Raw genomic sequence first — 18428 nt, 5'->3', positions numbered from 1 at the left:
AAGGCGGGGATAGCTGTGGCGATATTCAAAGACGCAGGTGCCGGCGGAACCGACCGTTCCCAGTGGGACCGCAAGCGGCACCGGCAGCTGGTTGAGGATGCCATCAAAAAAAATGTCGGTGGCATCGTGGCGGAGGAAAGCATCATCGGTCAGAGCGGGGACAAGAAAATTAAGATCCCCATCAAGGGGATCCGGGAATACCGGTTTGTCTATGGCCAGAACCAGGGCGGCACCGGTACCGGCAGCGGCGGCGAGCAGCGGGGCCAGGTCATCGGCAAGACCGGCCAGCCCGGTCCGGGACAGGGGGCCGGCCAGGCCGGCAATGAGCCGGGCGAGGATATCTATGAAACCGAGATCACGCTGGACGAGCTGGTCCAGTACCTGTTTGAGGACCTGAACCTGCCGGATCTGGAGCGCAAAAAGTTTTCCCAGGTGGAAACAGAGCGCAACTACAAGCGGTCAGGGTTCCAGCGCAAGGGCATCCCGCCGCGCCTGGCCAAGAAACGCTCGGTCATTGAGAAGCTCAAACGGCAGCAGACCGCCCTGGGCGGCGAGAGGCCGGCCGCAGACGGGGACAGCCGGCTCGGCCGGGTTCCCTTCCGGGAGGAGGACCTGCGGTATTTCCGGGTAAAACCGGAGCTGGACCGGCAGTCCAATGCGGTGGTCATCTGCATTATGGATACCTCCGGCTCGATGGACCAGACCCGCAAATATCTGGCCCGCAGTTTTTTCTTTCTGTTGTATCAGTTTGTCCGTTATAAGTACGAGCAGGTGGAGATCAGCTTTATCGCCCATACCACCGAGGCCAAAGAGGTCAGTGAAGACGAGTTTTTCCACCGGGGCGAGTCCGGCGGCACCTATATCAGCAGCGGCTACGCCAAAGCGCTGGAGATTATTGAACAGCGCTATAATCCGGGCCTGTGGAATATTTATGCCTTCCACTGCTCGGACGGCGACAACTGGCAGGAGGACAACCCCCGGGCGGTGGAACTGGCCCGGCAGCTATGCGCCGCCGGCAATCTGTTCGGCTATGTCGAGGTGGGGGCTCAGCACTGGGTCAGCACTGTCAAACAGGAATTTGACGACAAGGTTCAGGCCGGCAATTTTATCACCGCCCACATGACCGGCAAGGATGATGTCTGGCCGGCCTTCAGGCAGATTCTGGATAAGGATACGGCAGGGAGGGAGGACGATGACTGACTATACGCTGGCGGAACTGGCGGCCTGGAATGACCGCATTGAACAGCTGGCCACAGAGTTTGGCCTGGATTGCTACGAGCAGCAGTTCGAGCTGTGCAGCGCCGAGGATATGCTGTGTTATGAGGCCTATACCGGCATGCCGTCCCACTACCCGCACTGGAGTTTTGGCAAGGCCTACGAGCGGCAAAAGACCTTTTATCAGTACAACCTGAGCGGACTGCCGTACGAAATGGTGATTAACTCCGATCCCTGCCTGGCGTACCTGATGCGGGACAATACCCTGCTGCTGCAGATTCTGACAATGGCCCATGTCTACGGGCATAACGATTTCTTTAAAAACAACCGTCTGTTTAAGCGAGATACCCGGGCGGAGCTGACGCTGGCAACCTTCAAGGCCCATGCCGACCGGGTCCGGGCCTATATTCAGGACCCGGGCATCGGTCCGGACAAGGTGGAGCGGATCCTGGATGCGGCCCATGCCCTGCGGTTCCAGGTCAGCCGCACTGGCCCGGCGAGGGCCGATTCCCGCCAGACGCTGGCAGAGGAGCGGTCCGCGGCCGTACCCCCGCGGCTGCAGAACGATTTGCTGGCGTTTCTGGCGGCCAAAGGCCGGCTGGAGGACTGGGAACAGGATCTGGTGACCATTGTTCATGAGGAAAGCCTGTATTTTGTGCCGCAGCTGGAAACCAAAATCATGAATGAAGGCTGGGCCAGCTACTGGCATTACCGGATTCTGCAGCAGCTGGACCTGCCCCAGGGGCTGCAGCTGGAGTTCCTGCAGCGGCATAACCTGGTAGTCCGGCCCCATCCGCAGCAGCTCAATCCCTATTATGTCGGCTTCAAGCTGTTTGAGTACCTGGACCGGTCGCTGGGGCGGGACAAGCTGCCGGCGATCCGGGCCGACGAACGGGATCAGTCTTTCCTGCGGCGCTACCTGAACGAGGAGCTGTGCCGGGAACTGAACCTGTTTGCTTACGCGGTGGAAGGCGATAACGTGGTCGTGGCCGAAGTGGCGGACGCAGACGGCTGGCAGCTGATCCGCGACCAACTGGCCAATTCGGTCGGCCTGGGCGGAATCCCGGCCATTACGCCGGCGACCGTCGAACAAGGCGAGTTAATCCTGACTCATGACTATGACGGCCGCGAGCTGGAGCTTGGTTATGCCAAAGAGACCCTCAAGCAGGTGGCCGCCCTATGGGGGGACGGGGTCAAGCTCCGGACCAGGCTGGCGGGCAAAGATAAGCTGATCTGCTGCAACCGGTTGCAAGAGGTGATCATTGTCTAGGACCGAGCATTATGTCTACTTGCAAAGCAAGGTAATATATAACCCCGGCAGTCTGTGGCTGCCGGGATTGTTTGTTAGGGAGCGACAAGTTTTGTCGAAATTTGTCTTAAATGAACGAAATGTTTTGATTGTCATTCTCAATGAATTTGTATATAATGAATACATATAAATGTCAATAGGACTTAAGAACTAAAATTGTCAGGATTATTCTGGCAAATGCGACGGATTATTGTTGACGTTTAAGGGGGATAGCGGTGACAGAATGGGAACGCATCGAATTTTTGAAAGAGCAGCTGTTGAAATTGGGATACCGCAATTATCAATTGCAGGATATATACCGGGAGGTATTGGGCCATTCCAACTGTCAGCCGGCGGCCTTGTCGTCAGAGCAGTGCCGGGAGCTTATTGAAACGATGGAAGAGTATTGTTCTTTTGCGCAGAAATGCCTGCAGAATAAAATAAATAATTAAACCCCAAATCTTCAGGTTTTTCAGACCTGGAGATTTGTTTTTCTGCCGGTGCGAGAATTGACAAAACCAGGCGACAAAAGGTACACTAAAAACGAAGGTTAGCCATTTAAAGGAGACATAATATCAGATGCTGGATATACATTGTCATATTATCCCGGCTATTGACGATGGGGCCAAGGATTTGGAAACCTCGCTGAAAATGCTGGAGATTGCGCAGAACAACGGAACAAAGGCCATTGTCGCCACCCCGCATGTGATTGAGGGCGAATGGCTGCCGGCCTGGGAGCAAATTGTGGCCGGCTGCCGCCTGCTGGAGGCCGAGGGCCGGGAGCGCGGCTGGGATCTGCCTGTGTATCCCGGCGGTGAGGTTGCCATTCACCGCGATATTCTCGAGCTGGTGAAAGAGCCGGGACCGTACTGTCTGAACGGCGGCCGCTATATGCTGGTCGAATTGCCGGCTATTGATATTCCGGGGTTTACGGAGGACTTCTTTTTTAGTTTGCAGGCCCGCGGCATTACCCCGGTTTTGGCGCATCCCGAGCGGCATCCACTGCTGGCCAAAGATCCCGAAATCCTGGTGGAATGGATCAGACGGGGCGTGTTAACCCAGGTCAACGGTTCCAGCCTGATGGGGCGGATGGGAGAGCGCAGCCGGCAGACGGCGGAGCTTTTGCTGGCCCGGGATATGGTGCACTGTATTGGGTCCGACGCCCACAGCGCCAGGCATCGCAACCCGGACCTGGCGGCAACCAGGGAAAAACTGACAGGCTTAATCGGGGCGGAAAAAACCCGGCAAATACTGACTACCAATCCCCGGCATATCATCAACAGCCAGGATGTGGAGATTTTTGCAATCAAGTCGTTAGCCCAAACCAAAAAGCCTGGTATTTTGCAAAAACTATTCATGAAACTGGGGGTCTGTTAGTGATAAGGAAAAGGTCCTACTTGGCTGTAGGACCTTTGTCTTATCCGTTGCGGAAGAGCGGGAAGGTTGCAGGAAAACCGACAGGGGAAGCGAATAGTAGACATATTATCCCATCTGCAACATTTTTTAATATTGTAAATATTTGCACATGCCCGGCGAGGAGGTGAGTGTTGTTGTCAATAAAACTGTTAATAGCCGATGATCATGCGCTCCTTAGGCAGGGAATAAAAAATGTGCTGTCGCTGGAACCGGATTTTGACGTAATCGGGGAGGCCTCTGACGGGGAGGAAGCGATTAAACAGGTGGAGCGCCTTAAGCCTGACATTATTCTGCTTGACGTAAATATGCCGCGGATGAACGGGCTGGAAGTAACCCGGCGGCTTAAGGCTGCCAACTCGGCCGTTAAGATCATTATTCTCACGATTCATGACGATGAGAGCTATGTGTTTGAGGTAATCAAGGCCGGGGCGATTGGGTATCTGTTAAAGGACATTGAGCCAGGCATGCTGGTCAATGCGATCCGCATGGTCTTTGCGGGACAGTCTTTTATCTACCCGACTCTGGCCCGGCGGTTGTTTGGCGAGCTTTCCCGGCAGGAAGAGAAGCGGAATGATACGGCCATGGCGCAGCGCCGGAAGGAAGAGCGGCTGACTTACCGGGAGATAGAAGTGCTGCAGCTGATTGGCCAGGGGATGAGTAATCAGGAGATTGCCCAGAAGCTGTTTCTAAGTGAGAAAACGGTAAAAAACCATCTGACCAATATTTTTCGCAAGATTAATGTGGTTGACCGGACCCAGGCGGTACTGTACGCGATCAGGCAAAAGATTGTGGTTTTGTAATGACCAATCAAGCGGTGCCCGCATATATTATCCTATCCCAAAGGAAGGGGGTAGGATAATTTGTTTTTATCATATCCGGTGAGTATTGTGATTGTATCACTGGCACTGTATGGTTTGTGGTATGTATTGAAGGATGTGTGGAACTGGTTTACTGCCTTGGATTTGGTACGGCTGCCTGACGCCAGTTTGATCATTTTGCTTAAAAATATGGAATATGAAGTGGAGGATTTGATGCGGTATCTGGTCAGGGAGCTGGAGGAAGGCAGCCACGGGTTTGACGCGGTTGTGGTGGACTGCGACTCCGATGACCTGACGCCGGTTATTTTGCAGCGCCTGGCCGGGGAAATGCCGGCCCTGACTATTGTTCATTCCCGGAGCCCGCTCCGGCCGGTATCGGAAGCCATGCCGCTGTGCCGGGGTTCGGTGGTGCATGTGCTTGACCTGACTACCCGGCTGAAAACAGAGGAATTTATCGCAGTGGTCGCTTCCCTGCTGCGGCAGCAGAAGAGCGATATTGCTGTCCGGAGCCGGATGGAAGGATAATTAGGGGCGGGGTTTCATACATACGATTTCGTTGACAAGCTCGGCCACCTTGACGGCCAGGTTCAGCAGCGCCGGGTCGTAACCGGGCAAGGTGGCCTGCAGGGCCTCGGTCAGTACCGGCAGGGCCGGGGCTGCGGTGGCCGCCAGGCGGGCTAACGCCAGCTGCCGGTTGACGGTGGCCGGTGTCCAGAGCACCGGGAGTTCGGTCTTGCCGGCCAGGGTGACTGTTGTCTGGTAAGGCTTGTTTTTATTGGCCGCCACGGTGGTAACGGCATGGAAATTAATATAGCCGGTGGTCGTGTCGCCGGCTACCCGCGGCTGGCGGACTTTGACCGGCACCAGGACAAGCCCGGGGGCCAGCGGCAGGGGTTCGAGGTTTCGCCGTTCCGTCGCGGCTCTGGTTCTGGACCTGAGCGCCCCCAGGTCGATGGCCCGGAGCCGGGCCAGGCGGCGGAGGACGGTGCGTATGCGGGCTGTAAGGCTGGTGACGCTGCCATCGACGGCAATGATGGCTGTGCTGTCGCCGCCAGGCTGGTAGCAGGGGATGATGGCGGCAATACGTGTACAGGCGTTTAGCGGTTCGCTCATAGGATTGTACCTCCATCAATGGACAAACATATGTTCTGTATAATTCCATGTTATCAGAATCACACCCGGTTGGCAAGGGAACGGCGCGATTTTGCCGTAAGCCGCTCTTGTGCCGGCCGCTATTAATAGGTACAATAAGTATGCAGACAGGAGGCGACCTATGAGTGTACTGGAAGTTCACGGCCTGAGCAAGGCCTATGGCATACAAACCGTTTTGACGGAGATTAGTTTTCAGATCAGGCGCGGCGAGAAGGTGGGGCTGATCGGTCCCAACGGCGCTGGCAAGACGACGCTGGTGCGCTGTTTGTTAGGCCTGGAGAGGCCTGACAGCGGCCAGGTGGTGATGGCGCCGGGCGAACGGACCGGCTATGTGGAGCAGGATACCGACCTAGGCGAGCATACGCTGTACGACGAGCTGGTGAGCGCCTATGGCGATGTGCTGGGCTGGCAGGCCGATATGCGCCGGCTGGAAGCGGCGATTGCCGGGGAGCAGCAGCCGGCGGCCCTTGACCGGCTGATGAAGGAGTATGCGCTGGCAGTGGAGCGGTTTGAGCGGGGCGGCGGCTATGAGCTTGACAATACGGTGCGGCGGGTGGCTTTTGGCCTCGGCTTTACGGCGGAGGATCTTACGCGCCGGACCGGCGAGTTTTCCGGTGGGCAAAAAACCAGGATCTGCCTGGCCCGGGCCTTGATCCGTCAGCCGGATTTTTTATACCTGGATGAGCCGACAAACCACCTGGACCTGGCGATGGTGGAATGGCTGGAAGAGTTTTTGCAGGGCTATGCCGGGGCAGTGCTGGTAATTTCCCATGACCGTTATTTTCTGGACAGTGTGGTGGGCCGGATTCTGGCCATTGAGGAGGGCGCTATTGCCGATTATAGCGGCAACTACAGCGAATACCTGGAGAAAAAGGCGGCGAAGCTGGCCGCCCAGGAGAAGGCCTACGCCAAGCAGCAGGCCTATATTGCCAAAACCGAGGCCTATATCGACCGCTACCGGGCCGGCATCAAGTCCAAGCAGGCGCGGGGCCGGCAGAGTCAACTGTCGCGGCTGGCGCGGCTGAGCCGGCCGGAAGAGGGAAGCAGCTTTGACTTTTTCACCTTTAATCCCCCGGCCGAGTGTGCCGAGCGGGTGGCCGAACTGAGCGAAGCGGTGGCCGGCTATGGCGGCAAACAGGTGCTGAAGGGGGCCTCGCTGCTGGTGCGGCGCGGTGATGGCGTGGCTCTGGTCGGGCCGAACGGGGCCGGCAAGACAACCCTCTTAAAGCTGCTGACCGGGGAACTGGCGCCGGCCGGCGGCAAGGTTAAACTTGGCAGCCGGGTGCGGCTGGGGTATTTTGCCCAGGAGCATGAGACGCTGACCGGGGCCAACAGTGTGCTGGCCGAGATTATGGGCGAGTTTGCCTTCAGTGAGGAGCGGGCCCGCCATTACCTGGGGGCGTTTTTGTTCCGGGGGGATGAGGTGTACAAGCTGGTAGGGGATCTCTCGGGCGGGGAAAAAGCGCGGCTGGCGCTGTTGAAGCTGATGCTGGCCGGGGCTAACTTTCTCCTCCTGGATGAGCCGACAAACCATCTGGATATCTCGGCCCGGGAGGCAGTGGAAGAGGCCCTGATGAATTTTCCCGGCACGTTCCTGACGGTGTCCCATGACCGCTATTTCCTGGATAAAGTGGCCAACCGGGTGGTGGAGCTGGCAGACGGGCAGCTGACCGAATATGCCGGCAATTACAGCTATTACCGCGATAAAAAGGCCCTGCAGGCCAAAGCCGCCGCCCAGGCGGCCAGCCAGGCCGGCGGGGCGGCGAAGAAGGGCGGGGGCCGGCAGGAGCGGACCGAGCCGGCCGGCGGCGGCAAGGGCAGCTGGCGCAAGCCCGAGCCTGGCCGGCTGGTGAAGAAGCTGGAGGAGGAGATCGCTGCTTTGGAGGAGGAGATCGCTGGCCTGGAGGTCAGCCTGAACGACCCGGCCAGCCATGCCGATGCCGGTCTCAGCCGGGAACTGGCGGACACGTACGCCGCGCGGCAGGCGGCGCTGGATGAAAAGTATCAGGCCTGGCTGGAGCTAACCGGCGAATAGGACGGCGGAGGCCCGGTTAGCGTTTGTTTGTGCGGTGCCGGCATGGCTCAGGTGTTGACCTGGGCCGCGCCGGTTTTTGTTTTCCCGCGCCGTTCGTGCTATGCTGGCAGCAAGCGCTGAGTTTGAGGAACCGGTTCCTTGCGGCAGGTGAGGAAATGACGGCAGAAGAATTGGTTATCGCGGCTCAGGCCGGGGACCGGGCGGCTTTTGCCGAGCTGGCCCGGCGGTTTGCCGGCCTGGTGTATAAATGGGCCGGTCAGCCCTATGCGGCCGCGATCAGAGAGGAGGCCGCCGCCGAAGGCTGGCTGGCCCTGGCTGAGGCTGTACGGGCCTATGATTTGTCAACAGGCATCCCCTTTGCCGGTTATGCCAGGCAGCAGGTCCGGTATGCGGTCTGGAACCTGTCTAAGCGGGAACGGCGGCGCTGGCAGCGGGAGATACCGCTGAGCGGCGATGGTGATGAGGAAACGGATGGTACAGCGGGCTTGCGGGCTATTTTGGTTGCCGACGCTCAGGTTGACCGGGAAGCCGAGGGCCGCATTTTGGCTTCCATGCTGTACGAGGGGTTGGCCGCCCTGCCTGGCAGGCAGCGTCTGGTCCTTGCTAAAACCCTGCTGGGGGATGCGACGCTGTCCGCCGCGGCGGCCGGGCTGGGGATTACGCCGCAGGCGGCTTATGGACTGCGGCAGCGGGGTCTGGCCGGCCTGAGAAAATATTTCGGCGCAGTATAATAAATAAAATATGTTTTTATATTTGTCTATAAAGGGTATAACACACAGCGGATAATTAAGAACGCTCCTGCGTCAACAGGAGCGTTTGGTTGCATGCCGGAGGGCTGACGGTATAGCTCAGCAATGATACGTAAGTATCACTTTATGCAATCCGTCTGAGACTGTGAGTCTGATTAGTAGTTTTGGGGGTTGTTTACTGCATTAAATTCCAATTGCGGCGATTATCCCAGATATGCATGATCTTGACAGACGAACCGACAATTACGTACAAAACCGAATAATGCTTGTGAGCAACTAACCGGCGGTAACCGGCGGTTGCCAACGCCGGATAGTCCAACAGGATGGTGCATAAGTACGGATTGGCGGTAAGTACGGTATTGATTTTATCCCGCATTGAATTTGCCAGAGTTTGAGCAGCAACAGGGTTGTCTTTGGCAATAAAGCGAATAATTTCTTTTAAATCCTTAGCTGCGGAAGGGGCAATTTCAATAGCGTACTTTTCGGTCATTTTTACCTGAAACCCCTACTGTTTCCGCATCAATTTCATCCATCACAGTGTTAAAATCAAGCATTTCTCCCTGGCGATTTTCCCCTTCGGCCAGTAACAGTTTCTCATAGAGACGAACTTGTGCGAGAAGTTTTTCGTAATGCTCGTGACTAGTCAGCACCATATGGTTGGAACCATTTTTGGTCAGATAAACGGGCGAGTCCTGCTGGAAGCATATGGACTCAATTTCAGAAACCTTTTTGGTTAAATCCGATATCGGCCGGATAATAACGGACATAGTAAGCACCTGCCTTTATAGATCTTAGTTATATTATACCCTGCTTCAGATAATTATACAATTAATTATCTGAATAACAGATGAATATTGTATGAAAATAACATCCGAAAGTGCTATTGGACAGGTGGTGCTGATTGCTGTAAGTTTTTTTTATTTACCTGTTTAAAAAGGCAGTCGGCCGGAATGTAGAGGGTAAGGGGGTGATTTGGATGGCAGTGGTAAAATCGCCGCAAAGCGGCAAAATGGTCCTTAAGGTCCAGACCGGCGTCAGTGAAACCGGCAGCCCGGTGTTCAAACTCCGGACCTATGCCAATATCCGGTCCGAAGCGGCGGACAGCGATCTCTATGCGGTCGCGGCCGGGCTGGGCAGCCTGCAGCAGCATACGCTGGTGGATATCGTCCGCCAGGACAGCAGCCTGCTGGTGAATCAGTAACGCCGTTTTATCCATTAACCCATAACAAAAGGAGGGACAGCGATGATTAAAACCCTGGAAATGGTGTTTCGCACCAGTGCCGGCAAGGAGGTCAGCATCAGTCTGCCTGACCCGAAGGAAGGGCTGACGCTGGCCGAGGCGCAGGCGGTTATGGCGGAGATGATCACCCGGAACATTTTCAGCATCAAAGGGGCTGCGTTGACGGCGCCGGTGGAGGCCCGGGTCCGCAGCCGGGAGACTGTGCCCCTGGTATAAAACGGAGGTACTAATAGTAACGCCCTGTTACAGTCTGTAACAGGGCGTTTGGATGTACATTACGTTTGCACCGGCCGTATCAGCGGATCAGATACAGCAGGGTGGCGGCAATGTACGCAGTGGAGGAGAACAGGGCCACATGAAACACATAGGTGGCCGACCGTGACGGCCGCATGATCGTGCGGTTTTGAAAGTAGTGATAGGTGTACATGTCTTCTTTCACAGTTGTTATGCCTCGCAATATGTAACTTGATGTAAATAATACTATTCTTATGTTTATGTACTCCATCGCCCGCAAAAATCCTGCCCCGGTTATGAAAAAAATGCAGGATTTTGCTAACCGTACTGCGAATACATACAGGAACTTATGTTTGGGAGCTAGCAGCGTGGATAACAAACTTGAAGGTCTTGTTGAGAATATAACTTTTCAGTCGGCCGACGGCAGTTTTACCGTCTTTCGCCTGAAGCTGGACGGCGGGCACGGTACGGTGGCTGTCACCGGCAGTTTCCCGGCCCCGCTGGTGGGGGAACAGGTGGCGCTGACCGGCGAGTGGGTGGAGCATAGCCGCTATGGCCGGCAGTTTAAAGCCGGTCACTGCCGGCGGGTGGCGCCGACTTCGCTGCAGGGGATTGAACGGTTTCTGGCCTCCGGGGCGATTAAGGGCATTGGCCGGGCGATGGCGGCCCGGCTGGTGGCCCATTTTGGCGAACGGACGTTGGAGGTTATTGAGCTGTACCCGCACCGGCTGGCGGAAGTAGAAGGGATTGGCGCCAAGAAAGCAGAGCAGATCCGCCAGGCTTATGCCGAGCAGGCCGAACTGAAAGAGGTTATGCTCTTTTTAGAGATGCATGGCGTTACCGGGGCCTATGGGGCCCGGATTTTTGCCTGCTATGGCGCCAATTCGGTGGCGGTGCTGGAAGCAGATCCCTACCGGCTGGCCGAGGAGGTAAAGGGCATTGGCTTTCGTACGGCCGATCAGATCGCGCAGGCGGTGGGGTTTGACCGGGACCATCCGTCCCGGCTGGCGGCCGGGGTCCAGTTTGCTTTGCTGCAAACCGGGCTGGCCGGGCACTGCTGTGTGCCTGAGGCGCTGCTGACCGAGGAAACAGCCCGGCTGCTCAACCTTGATAAGGCCGATATCGCTGCCGTTGTCAGTGAACAGATCAAGCTGGGCAAGCTGTACACCGAGGACTTTCATGGGATGACACTCGTGTACCCTCGGTATTTATACCGGGCGGAACAGGCGGTGGCGCAGCGGCTGCTGCAGCTGCAGGCGGCGGCGAAGCCGATCGAAGGGCTTGATACCGACAGCTTGATTGATCACTGGGAAGCAGCCGGCAATATGACGCTGGCTGCGGCCCAGCGACAGGCGCTGGCGGCCGCCCTGTCCCACGGGGTGCTGGTATTGACCGGCGGGCCCGGGACCGGGAAAACAACAACCGTGCGCGGGATTCTGGCTCTCCTGGAGCAGCAGGGCGGTAAGATCATTCTCGGGGCGCCGACCGGACGGGCGGCCAAGCGGCTCAGTGAAACAACCGGGCGCGAGGCAATGACCATCCACCGCCTGCTGGAGGCCGGGGGCGGAGCGGAGGAGGAACCGATGTTTGCCCGGGATGAGCACAATCCCCTTGACGCCGATGCGGTCATTGTTGATGAAACATCAATGATGGATATGCTGCTGATGAGCTGCTTCCTGCAGGCGGTGCCTGACGGCTGCCGGGTGGTGCTGGTCGGTGACGTTGATCAGCTGCCGGCCGTGGGACCGGGCTCGGTGCTGAAGGATATTATCCGCTCCGAGGCCATCCCGGTGGTGCGGCTGACCGAGGTATTCCGCCAGGCCGGTGAAAGTATGATTGTGCTTAATGCCCACCGGATTAACCGGGGACGCCTGCCGGAATGCGGCAGCCCTGACTTTCAGTTCCGCGAACTGACCGACGGTGAGGAGACAGCCCGGGCGGTGGTTGAGCTGTGCCAGACTGAGCTGGCCGGAGAAGGGTTTGATATCTGGCGGGAGGTGCAGGTTTTATCCCCCATGCACCGCCAGCCCTGCGGCGTCGAGAACCTTAACCGGCTGCTGCAGGCGGCCTTAAACCCGCCGGCCGAGGGCAAAGAAGCCCTCCCGGGCGTTAACCAGGTGCTGCGTGAAGGCGATAAGGTCATGCAAATCCGCAATAATTACAGCAAAAAGGTCTTTAACGGCGATATTGGTTACATTGTGGCCATTGCCGACGGCAAGCTATTGGTACGGTATCCGGAAGATGACGTTGTCTATGATAAGGGTGAGCAGGATGAGCTGATGCTGGCCTATGCCATGAGCGTCCACAAAAGCCAGGGCAGCGAGTACCCGGTTGTTGTCATGCCGCTGACCCCCGGCCACCACATTATGCTGCAGCGCAACCTGCTGTATACGGCGGTTACCCGGGCCAAGGAGCGGGTAATTCTCATCGGCACCCGGGCCGCGCTCCATACGGCGGTGATGAGTGATCGGACTCGCCGCCGCTATTCGCTGCTGGCGGAACGCCTGCGGGGTGAAAGCTTATGGTAAGGGACTGGCTGGAGGCCCTGCTCGACCTCTTTTTTCCCCAGCGCTGCCCGGTTTGCCGCCAATGGGCGGACAGTCACGGCTGGTGCCGGGCCTGCCTGGGCAGCCTGGTCAGGGCCACGCAGGTGGCGGTGGCGATCCATAACCTGGTGTACCTGGACGGCTGCCGGACAGTCGTCGCCTATGCCGGCCCGGTCCGGCGGCTGATCCGGGATATGAAATTCCGCCGGGTGACCAGGCAGGCCGGCCGGTTAGGCCGGCTGCTTGATTATGGGCTGGTGTCCGGCTGCTATGGCGGGGTTGATGCGGTCGTACCGGTCCCTTTGCACCGGCAGCGCCTGAGCGAGCGGGGTTTTAATCAAACCGTCCTTATCTTCCGCCCCTGGGCGGCGCGGCAGCAGCTTACCTGGCTGGAGGCGCTGGCCCGGACGCGGGCGACGGCGCCGCAATGGGAGCTTACCCTGAAAGAACGGCGCAAAAACAGTCAGGGCGCGTTTGCGGTAACGCGCCCTGACTTGATCAAAGGTAAGAGTATTCTGCTTGTCGATGATATCTTTACCACCGGTATTACGATGAACGAGTGCGCCAGGGTCCTAAAACAGGCCGGGGCGGTCAAAGTCCAGGGCCTGGCGCTGGCCGGCGGGGCCAGGTAAGCCTACCCTAGCGCATCAATAAAGGCCCGGACCACCTCGGGGTCAAACGCCGTGCCGGACAGGCTGAGCAGCTCGCGCACCGCCTCATCTTTGGTTTTTACCCAGTTCTGGGTGCAGGGATTGATGAAGCGGTCATAATAGTTGGCAACGGCAATGATGCGGGCGCCAAGCGGGATGTTTACCCCTTTCAGCCGTTTGGGGTAGCCTGTGCCGTCAAACCGTTCATGATGATAGCGGATATAGGGAATGAGTTCCTGGCAGGAAGGGATGTTTTCCAGCATATAACTGCCGGCGTTGCAATGGTTTTTGAATACGCTCATCTCGCGGGTTGACAGATAGGGCACTTTGGACAGCACCTGGTTAGGCACGGTAAGCTGGCCGATATCATGTAACAACGCCGCCAGGCGGATTCGCTCAATCTCTTCCCGGGGCAGCCGCATTTTGGCAGCGACACTGACGGAATAGTTGGCAACCTGTTGGCTGTGCAAGAATAGTTTGGAGTTTTTTAATTGAATAAGCTGCATAAAATTGCCGATGATACCGTTGATCGCTTCCGTGTCACCGGTATAGATTTCAGGATCCTGCATGAGCGTTAGCATATACACGACAAACTGCCTTTCATAGGAAAGCAACACATGGTTTTTGTTTCCATAATATACCTGCCTGTTTTCCATATTTTATACATAAAAGCGAGATTGCTGGTAACAAAGATACGGACTTGGCAATCTCACTTATAAAACACTATAAAATAAGCAATATTGTTAATTAGCCACAAACTGTCATAATCCTGCCGGCTTATTAAAAAAAAATGTCCAATATTTTTGAAATGAGTCTAAAGGCCTAGTCTAAAAAAGGCCTGATCATGTATAATAAAGTTAATGGAGGGTAAAGGGGGCAGCGCTATGGGATTGGATAACTGTCCGGAGTGTGGCAAGCTCTATGTGGAGAATGTTGCCAGGCTTTGTCCGGAATGCTACCGCAGACAGGAAGACGATGCGGAAAAGGTGATGGAGTATCTGCGGGATGCCCATAAGGCAACTATGGAAGAGATTCATCAGGCCACAGGGGTCAAGCATAAAATCATCCTGCGCCTGCTTCGCAGCGGCCGTATTATCGGGGGTGTTTCTTATCCCTGCGACAGCTGCGGTGATCTGATTACCGAGGGCCGGTTATGCAATAAATGCAGCAAAAATATTTTGGATCAGATAAAAACCGAAGAGCGTCATAAAGAGCATGAGCCTGATGTAAAAATCCGCTCACGCATGTATGGCCGCGAGTAGGAATCCTAAGCGTTGATAATGGGAGTAATATGTACATAGGGAGCGCAATTGAACGATAAACCTCTCTAATCGTCTGTGGCGGGTATTAATAACCCCGCCATTTTTGTCGATAGTATTAATAAGAATTCCCGAGGTGTGAGGTGCTCACTATGAATATCAAAAATATCCAAAATATTGCCAAGATCTATGGCGAACAAACCAAGGTAACCAAGAACTGTAAAAACTCGGGCTCAAGCCCTGCGCAGCGCCCGGATGAAGTCATCTTATCCGCTCATGCCCAGGGGTTGAATCAAATTCTCCGCACAGCCAAAGGGCTGCCGGAAGTACGGGAAGATAAAGTGAATCTGTTTTCTGAACAGATAGCCAAAGGCGAGTACAAGGTTGATGCCCGTGAACTCGCCGATAGAATTATTGCCTACTCCAAAAATGAACGCCAGCAGTAGAAAGGGGGTTGTTACGAATGACCGCAATGTGGGATAAACTGATCATTCTCCTGAACCAGACTCTCGAACTGTATCAGGCGTTGCTGGTCCTCAGCCGGAAAAAACGCGATATATTGGTTGAGGCCAGACCGCAGGAGCTTGAATTGCTGACTAAGCAGGAAGAGGTCCTGATTATTGAAGCCGGCAAGCTGGAAAATATGCGCTTAACCCTGGCCCGGGAATTAGCGGCGGCGGCAGGCTTAGCCCCGTCGGCAACGGCATTGTCAAGCCTGATTGCCTGTGCCGGCAGTGAAACCGCCCGGGAATTAAGCGGCCTGAGCGACCGCTTTGAGCAGGTGACCAAAGACCTTGTGGAGATTAACGGCCTTAATACCAAATTAATTGAGCAATCGCTGGATTTTATCAATTATAATATTAACATATTAAGCCAGAGTGCGGTTGGACCTACCTATCTGCCGAAGGGGCAGCCCCTGGAAAAGGGTTCCAGCCGTGCCATCTTGGACACCAGAGCATAAAACCAGAAATCGCATCAAAACGGAGGCAGATTATGAGATCGACATTTGGTGGATTAAATACGGTTGTCAGAGGCATCTACGCCAGTCAGATGTCCCTGGATACAGTGGGACACAATATTGCCAATGCGGATACCGACGGCTTCTCCCGCCAGCGGGTCAACCTGGTGTCAACAAACCCCCAGACCATTTACAGCGGCAATGGCAAGGTGCAGCTTGGCACCGGCGTTGCCACCCAGTCCATTACCAGAATCCGCGATACCTTTGTTGACCAGCAGATGTGGAAGGAAAAGTCCACCTTAGGCTATGGGGAGACGATCTACAGCACCCTGACCAAGGTGGAAGGCGTTTTCCAGGAACCGACAGAGACCGGCATCCAGACTGTGCTTGATGCCTACTGGAAGGCCTGGAATACAGTATCCACCAACGCCTCCGACAACGGGGCCAGAGTCGCTTTGCGGGAACGGGGAGTGGAGCTTGTTGACGCCATTCAGCAGGCCAATACCCAGCTGCGGGCGATGGCAGCCGATATTAATACGGTTGTCGGCATCCGGGTGGACACCGTCAATCAGATTACGGACGAGATGCTGTCTCTGAACAAGCAGATTGCCGCGATCGAGGTTGGCGGCCTTGATCACGCCAATGACCTCCGGGACCGGCGGGACTACCTGGTGGACCAGCTGTCGCAGATTGTCAACGTCCGGGTTACGGAAGATAAAGCCGGCAACTATATCGTGCAGTCCTCCGGGCTGGTGCTGGTGGACGGCAATGAACGCAGCAAGCTGCAAACCAAATCCCATGTGGACCCCGATTATGGCTATGAGGTGGTTGACGTGGTCGAAGCCTCCACGCAACTGACCGTAAACTTCACCTCCGGCGAGCTGAAAGGCCTGATTGACGCCCGGGATAAAACGGCAGCCAGCGCGCAGGGAGAAGGCCGGGAAAGCGATATTGGCATCAAAGCCTATTTAAACAAGCTGGCCCAAATCAGTCAGTTTTTACTGCAGGACTTCAATGCGGCTCATCGCAGCGGCTATGGGATGGATGGCTCAACCGGCAATAACTTTTTTGGCGCCGGCGGCGAGCCTGATCCCGATTACAGCGCCTCTGACCTGACTGCGATCTTCGGGGTGGCAGCGGCGGCCGATGTGCCCAAATATAAATGGATCGAACAGTTGCAGGTCAATCCGGATTTCTTTGCAAGCAACGGGGTGGAAAAAATCGCGGCCAAAACCGCGGCTTCGCAGGGGAATGGCAACGGGGACAATGCCGTTCTGATGGCGAATAAGCTCAAGGTGGATACATCCAGTATTCTGGGCAATTCGTCCCTTGACAGCTTTTACGGCTCCTTTATCGGTGCCTTAGGCGTCCAGACCCAAAATGCCGAACGGCTGACCGACAACCAGCAGACCCTGGTCAATACGATTACCAACTGGCGGGAATCGGTGTGCGGCGTAAATCTGGATGAAGAGATGAGCAATATGATCCGGTTCCAGAAAGGCTATAATGCGGCCGCCAGGGTGCTGACCACCATGGACGAAATGCTCGACAAACTAATTAATGGCACAGGTGTCGTAGGAAGGTAGGAGACTAAGCTATGCGTGTAAGTACGAATATGGTGACTCATAATTTCTTGATTAGCCTGAATAAATCCCTGCAGCGGCAAAATGAGATTCAGGAACAGCTCTCTGACGGCAAAGCCCTGCATCGCCCCTCCGACGATCCGGTTAAAACCATCCGGAGCCTGCGCTTTAATATTAATCTGCGGCAGAATGAGCAATATACCCAGAATGTCAAGGATGCGATTTCCTGGATGGAAACCACCGACGGGGCGATGAGTGATCTCAGTTCGATTATGATCAAGGCCAAGGAGCTTGTCATTAAATCGGTCAGCTCTAATCCGGATATGGCGATGGAGGCGATTGCCAAGGAGCTGGACGGGATTATCAACCAGGCCATTGAGATCGGCAATTCCAAGGTTGGTGACAGGTACGTCTTTGCCGGCCAGCAGGACAAGACCGAACCGTTTAAGCGGCGTATGGTTACGGCCGCTGACGGCACGCAGTTTGAGACCGTTGTGTACTCCGGTGATACCAGCAAGATTTCCATGCGGATCCAGCCGGGCGAGGTGACCCCCTCCCAGGATAGTGTCGGCCTGAACGGCGCCGATCTGTTCGGACCGCTGAATATCATTAATGAGGGTGGCACGGAGATCACGACTGCCGGCATCCTGAATGATTTGCTGCGGATTAAGGAAGCCCTTCAGGGGAAAACTGCCAACGTCCAGAGCAATCCGGCCGGTGGCAGCACTCAGCTGAATGCCGGCAGCCCGAGCGACCACAGTCCGTTTACCTTCCGGGTCGATGCTGTGGCCGGCGGCCTGCCGACCCAAGTCTCCTATTCGCTGGACGGCGGGTTGTCCTGGAAAACGGATGCCACCATTAGCGGCAACCAGATTACCTTCCCGAAGGAGAATATGGCGACAACGGCTGATGTTGTCTACGATATGACCAGCTCCGCCTATACGGCCGTTGGCGATACCTATACCGTACCGAATCAGGCTGCGGCCGGCACACCGGACCTGCAATGGCTGTCCAAGGTCGGCATTGATCTTGTCGATAAGTCCCATGATAAAATTCTCCGCGCCCAGACCGAGATCGGGGCCCGGATGGCGATGTACGAGCAGGCCCAGGCTCTGCTGGAGAAAAATAATGTGATTATTACCAGCGATGTCGGAGCCAATGAAGACATTGATATTGCCAAGGCCATCATTGATTTTAAAACAAGCGAAAGTGTGTACCGGGCCGCTTTGTCGGTCGGAGCCCGGCTGATGCCGCCGTCGCTTGTCGATTTCTTAAATTAACGCTG

General features: G+C 55.9%; 22 protein-coding genes. 17 read left to right on the top strand and 5 right to left on the bottom strand.

The features are described from left to right. Positions 1–15: 15 nt before the first annotated feature. The 6 genes from yhbH to ACZ481_RS20610 all read left to right on the top strand — a co-directional run bounded on the left by yhbH (position 16) and on the right by ACZ481_RS20610 (position 5262). Complete coding sequence (gene yhbH / locus ACZ481_RS20635) at positions 16–1200, top strand: sporulation protein YhbH (protein ID WP_464767215.1); 1185 nt, start codon at positions 16–18, stop codon at positions 1198–1200. Continuing rightward, entirely contained in the window at positions 1193–2485 is a 1293-nt protein-coding gene (locus tag ACZ481_RS20630) for a SpoVR family protein (RefSeq protein ID WP_464767214.1), read from the top strand. The genes yhbH and ACZ481_RS20630 overlap by 8 nt, the downstream gene beginning before the upstream one ends. 254 nt (positions 2486–2739) lie before the next feature. Next, a complete protein-coding gene (locus ACZ481_RS20625; RefSeq protein WP_464767213.1) occupies positions 2740–2955 on the top strand; it encodes a hypothetical protein in 216 nt (71 codons plus the stop codon). 127 nt (positions 2956–3082) lie between these two features. Continuing rightward, positions 3083–3880 (top strand): tyrosine-protein phosphatase, encoded by a 798-nt coding sequence (locus ACZ481_RS20620; protein WP_464767212.1) that lies wholly within the window; start codon positions 3083–3085, stop codon positions 3878–3880. Between the two features lie 173 nt (positions 3881–4053). Then, entirely contained in the window at positions 4054–4719 is a 666-nt protein-coding gene (locus ACZ481_RS20615) for a response regulator (RefSeq protein WP_464767211.1), read from the top strand. A gap of 60 nt (positions 4720–4779) precedes the next feature. Further along, entirely contained in the window at positions 4780–5262 is a 483-nt protein-coding gene (locus tag ACZ481_RS20610; RefSeq protein ID WP_464767210.1) for a glycosyltransferase family 2 protein, read from the top strand. On the opposite strand, the gene ACZ481_RS20605 is transcribed toward ACZ481_RS20610, so the two are convergent. Beyond that, positions 5263–5850, bottom strand: coding sequence for a hypothetical protein (locus ACZ481_RS20605; RefSeq protein ID WP_464767209.1), 588 nt, complete (start codon positions 5848–5850; stop codon positions 5263–5265). Positions 5851–6010: 160 nt separating this feature from the next. Between ACZ481_RS20605 and ACZ481_RS20600 the strand changes: the two genes are divergently transcribed. Together ACZ481_RS20600 and ACZ481_RS20595 are read left to right on the top strand one after the other, a co-directional pair. Continuing rightward, a complete protein-coding gene (locus ACZ481_RS20600; RefSeq protein ID WP_464767208.1) occupies positions 6011–7924 on the top strand; it encodes an ABC-F family ATP-binding cassette domain-containing protein in 1914 nt (637 codons plus the stop codon). Positions 7925–8079: 155 nt separating this feature from the next. Continuing rightward, entirely contained in the window at positions 8080–8655 is a 576-nt protein-coding gene (locus tag ACZ481_RS20595; RefSeq protein ID WP_464767207.1) for an RNA polymerase sigma factor, read from the top strand. A 193-nt stretch (positions 8656–8848) separates the two neighbouring features. Here ACZ481_RS20595 and ACZ481_RS20590 read toward each other — a convergent pair whose 3' ends face one another. Further along, positions 8849–9163, bottom strand: coding sequence for a type II toxin-antitoxin system RelE/ParE family toxin (locus ACZ481_RS20590; protein WP_464767206.1), 315 nt, complete (start codon positions 9161–9163; stop codon positions 8849–8851). Continuing rightward, the gene (locus ACZ481_RS20585; RefSeq protein ID WP_464767205.1) at positions 9141–9440 is read right to left on the bottom strand and encodes a type II toxin-antitoxin system Phd/YefM family antitoxin; all 300 of its coding nucleotides are present in this window, start codon (positions 9438–9440) and stop codon (positions 9141–9143) included. The genes ACZ481_RS20590 and ACZ481_RS20585 overlap by 23 nt, the downstream gene beginning before the upstream one ends. 209 nt (positions 9441–9649) lie before the next feature. Between ACZ481_RS20585 and ACZ481_RS20580 the strand changes: the two genes are divergently transcribed. Both ACZ481_RS20580 and ACZ481_RS20575 read left to right on the top strand, forming a co-directional pair. Further along, positions 9650–9874 (top strand): DUF1659 domain-containing protein, encoded by a 225-nt coding sequence (locus tag ACZ481_RS20580; RefSeq protein ID WP_464767204.1) that lies wholly within the window; start codon positions 9650–9652, stop codon positions 9872–9874. A gap of 42 nt (positions 9875–9916) precedes the next feature. Continuing rightward, a complete protein-coding gene (locus tag ACZ481_RS20575; RefSeq protein ID WP_464767203.1) occupies positions 9917–10129 on the top strand; it encodes a DUF2922 domain-containing protein in 213 nt (70 codons plus the stop codon). Between the two features lie 79 nt (positions 10130–10208). Here the strand turns inward: ACZ481_RS20575 and ACZ481_RS20570 are convergent, their stop codons facing one another. Further along, the gene (locus ACZ481_RS20570) at positions 10209–10352 is read right to left on the bottom strand and encodes a hypothetical protein (RefSeq protein WP_464767202.1); all 144 of its coding nucleotides are present in this window, start codon (positions 10350–10352) and stop codon (positions 10209–10211) included. Between the two features lie 100 nt (positions 10353–10452). Between ACZ481_RS20570 and recD2 the strand changes: the two genes are divergently transcribed. Continuing rightward, positions 10453–12675 carry an SF1B family DNA helicase RecD2 gene (recD2, locus tag ACZ481_RS20565; protein ID WP_464770667.1) on the top strand — a complete coding sequence of 741 codons (2223 nt, stop codon included), beginning with the start codon at positions 10453–10455 and terminating at the stop codon, positions 12673–12675. After that, positions 12669–13325 (top strand): ComF family protein, encoded by a 657-nt coding sequence (locus ACZ481_RS20560; RefSeq protein ID WP_464767201.1) that lies wholly within the window; start codon positions 12669–12671, stop codon positions 13323–13325. The genes recD2 and ACZ481_RS20560 overlap by 7 nt, the downstream gene beginning before the upstream one ends. A gap of 2 nt (positions 13326–13327) precedes the next feature. Here the strand turns inward: ACZ481_RS20560 and ACZ481_RS20555 are convergent, their stop codons facing one another. Continuing rightward, positions 13328–13999: an HD-GYP domain-containing protein gene (locus ACZ481_RS20555; RefSeq protein ID WP_464767200.1), complete on the bottom strand. Its 672-nt coding sequence runs from the start codon at positions 13997–13999 to the stop codon at positions 13328–13330. 228 nt (positions 14000–14227) lie between these two features. Here ACZ481_RS20555 and ACZ481_RS20550 point away from each other — a divergent pair, with 228 nt between their 5' ends. From ACZ481_RS20550 to flgL, 5 genes are all read left to right on the top strand, one after another. Beyond that, positions 14228–14605 (top strand): flagellar protein, encoded by a 378-nt coding sequence (locus ACZ481_RS20550; RefSeq protein WP_464767199.1) that lies wholly within the window; start codon positions 14228–14230, stop codon positions 14603–14605. Positions 14606–14754: 149 nt separating this feature from the next. Further along, complete coding sequence (flgM, locus tag ACZ481_RS20545; protein WP_464767198.1) at positions 14755–15048, top strand: flagellar biosynthesis anti-sigma factor FlgM; 294 nt, start codon at positions 14755–14757, stop codon at positions 15046–15048. Positions 15049–15065: 17 nt separating this feature from the next. Continuing rightward, complete coding sequence (locus ACZ481_RS20540; protein ID WP_464767197.1) at positions 15066–15563, top strand: flagellar protein FlgN; 498 nt, start codon at positions 15066–15068, stop codon at positions 15561–15563. Between the two features lie 32 nt (positions 15564–15595). Further along, complete coding sequence (flgK, locus tag ACZ481_RS20535) at positions 15596–17146, top strand: flagellar hook-associated protein FlgK (RefSeq protein ID WP_464767196.1); 1551 nt, start codon at positions 15596–15598, stop codon at positions 17144–17146. An 11-nt stretch (positions 17147–17157) separates the two neighbouring features. After that, complete coding sequence (flgL, locus tag ACZ481_RS20530) at positions 17158–18423, top strand: flagellar hook-associated protein FlgL (RefSeq protein ID WP_464767195.1); 1266 nt, start codon at positions 17158–17160, stop codon at positions 18421–18423. Positions 18424–18428 lie beyond the last annotated feature (5 nt).

The sequence above is a fragment of the Sporomusa intestinalis genome, assembly GCF_055383785.1.
The sequence above is the reverse complement of the archived record's forward strand: the minus strand, read 5'-3'. Positions and strand labels throughout refer to the sequence as shown.